The sequence below is a fragment of the Mesobacillus campisalis genome (genome assembly GCF_000986785.1).
GTDB lineage: Bacteria > Bacillota > Bacilli > Bacillales > Cytobacillaceae > Mesobacillus_B > Mesobacillus_B campisalis.
The window spans coordinates 1-2,053 of record NZ_LAYY01000064.1 but is presented as its reverse complement, the minus strand read 5'-3'; the positions used below and the strand labels follow the sequence as shown (position 1 = coordinate 2,053).

The 2,053-nt window shown below is 44.9% G+C and carries 2 protein-coding genes and 1 rRNA gene; 1 reads left to right on the top strand and 2 read right to left on the bottom strand.

What is annotated here, in order from left to right:
* Together WQ57_RS22310 and WQ57_RS22305 are read right to left on the bottom strand one after the other, a co-directional pair.
* Positions 1–539, bottom strand: a 16S ribosomal RNA gene (locus WQ57_RS22310); the annotation flags it as partial.
* 272 nt (positions 540–811) lie between these two features.
* Positions 812–1,045 (bottom strand): hypothetical protein, encoded by a 234-nt coding sequence (locus tag WQ57_RS22305; RefSeq protein ID WP_046524808.1) that lies wholly within the window; start codon positions 1,043–1,045, stop codon positions 812–814.
* Positions 1,046–1,176: 131 nt separating this feature from the next.
* On the opposite strand from WQ57_RS22305, the gene pdaB reads away from it, so the two are divergent.
* The gene (gene pdaB / locus WQ57_RS22300) at positions 1,177–1,929 is read left to right on the top strand and encodes a polysaccharide deacetylase family sporulation protein PdaB (RefSeq protein ID WP_046524807.1); all 753 of its coding nucleotides are present in this window, start codon (positions 1,177–1,179) and stop codon (positions 1,927–1,929) included.
* Positions 1,930–2,053 lie beyond the last annotated feature (124 nt).

Here is a 2,053-nt window from a genome sequence, read left to right as displayed (position 1 = left end):
TTACCGCGGCTGCTGGCACGTAGTTAGCCGTGGCTTTCTGGTCAGGTACCGTCAAGGTACCGGCAGTTACTCCGGTACTTGTTCTTCCCTGACAACAGAGCTTTACGACCCGAAGGCCTTCTTCGCTCACGCGGCGTTGCTCCGTCAGACTTTCGTCCATTGCGGAAGATTCCCTACTGCTGCCTCCCGTAGGAGTCTGGGCCGTGTCTCAGTCCCAGTGTGGCCGATCACCCTCTCAGGTCGGCTACGCATCGTGGCCTTGGTGAGCCGTTACCTCACCAACTAGCTAATGCGCCGCGGGCCCATCTGTAAGTGACAGCAAAAGCCGTCTTTCAGCATTCCCTCATGTGAGGGAATGAATTATCCGGTATTAGCCCCGGTTTCCCGGAGTTATCCCAGTCTTACAGGCAGGTTGCCCACGTGTTACTCACCCGTCCGCCGCTGACCATCGGGAGCAAGCTCCCTCAAGTCCGCTCGACTTGCATGTATTAGGCACGCCGCCAGCGTTCGTCCTGAGCCAGGATCAAACTCTCCAATAAAAGAGTGATTAGCTCATAAAATAAAACGTTGGCTCATGTTCTTCTATAATAGAAGGCATGAATATTATTGTTTGTTGACGCTTGTTTGTTTAGTTTTCAAAGAGCAATCATCGCCCGTAAGCGACCTTCATAATATACCATGTTGCTTCATGTAAGTCAACAACATTTTTTATTTTGTTTGCCGCTTGCTCAGCAGCGACGTTTATTAATATAACAGCTGCACAGATCTTCGTCAACAACTTTTATGATTTTTTTAAAAAACAACGCAAAAATCAATAAGACTTTCGGTATGTACTTTTATCCGTCGCCATGTATTTCATGCATTCCGAAGGTGGTGCTACCCTTTTGAACAGGGAAAACAATATCTTGTACCGCTCCTTCATTGAACGCTTCACAATATGGTCGATTCGCTCATCCTTCAAATCAAAAAGGATTTCGTCCATTTCCCTTTTGATGAGATACTCTATTTCTTTAATTTCCCGTTCATTAATAAGAAAACCTAGCATAACAACACTCCTTGTGCATCTATGTTCCAGTAATTTACCACTCCCGAACCATTTGTATTCACAAATTTTAATCATATCTTCCTCATTCACACATAAAAATTAGACAAGGAGTCTTGGACGAGGTGAGCAGAATGAATTTCTTTGTTGTATTGAATGGAAAATCCATTAAACAAGCATTAGTCATCATGATTGCTGCATTTTTTACTGCATGGTTCTTTTATGTCGAAAATATCGTGCAAATACCGGCCTTTTCATCAGATGACGGACCGAAAGCAGTATACAAAGGAGAAAAGGATGTGGCCCTAACCTTTAATATCGGATGGGGCGATGAAAAAGCAGAGCCTATACTGGATGTCCTGAAAAAAGAGAATGTTTCATCGGCAACCTTCTTCCTGGCCGGCTCATGGGCGGAACGGCACCCAGAACTTGTAAGCAGGATTGTAAAGGAAGGATATGAGGTCGGAATGCTTGGGTATGATTATAAGGATTATACCGAGTTGGAGGATGCAAAAATCCGGCAGGATATTCTAAAAGCCCAGGAGGCCTTCCGCAAATTGAATATTAAGGATATTGAACTTCTCAGAGCCCCAACAGGGCATTTTGACAAGCGCTCGCTTAATATAGCCGAAAGAGCCGGCTACACGATTGTACATTGGAGTCTGGACTCCAAAGATTGGACGAATCCCGGCGTGCAGCTAATAGTTGATAACATTTCAAAAGCAAAGAAAGGCGATATCATTCTTATGCATGCCTCGGATTCAGCAAAGCAAACAGCTGCGTCCCTTCCTCAGGTTCTAGATCAGCTTAAAAAGAAAAACCTGAAGATGGTGACAGTCTCAGAAATGATTGCCAATGGCAAGTCGGACTCGAAGGAAGTTAATTGAAGCCCTGGCTCCTGGGTTCTTATGCAAAAAACCGTCCACTAGGCATTGGACGGTTTTTTTCTTGAGGCTTTCACTGGCCTTTTATCTGAAATTTTCTTGCTTTGCCGCTCCTCCTGTGACTTCT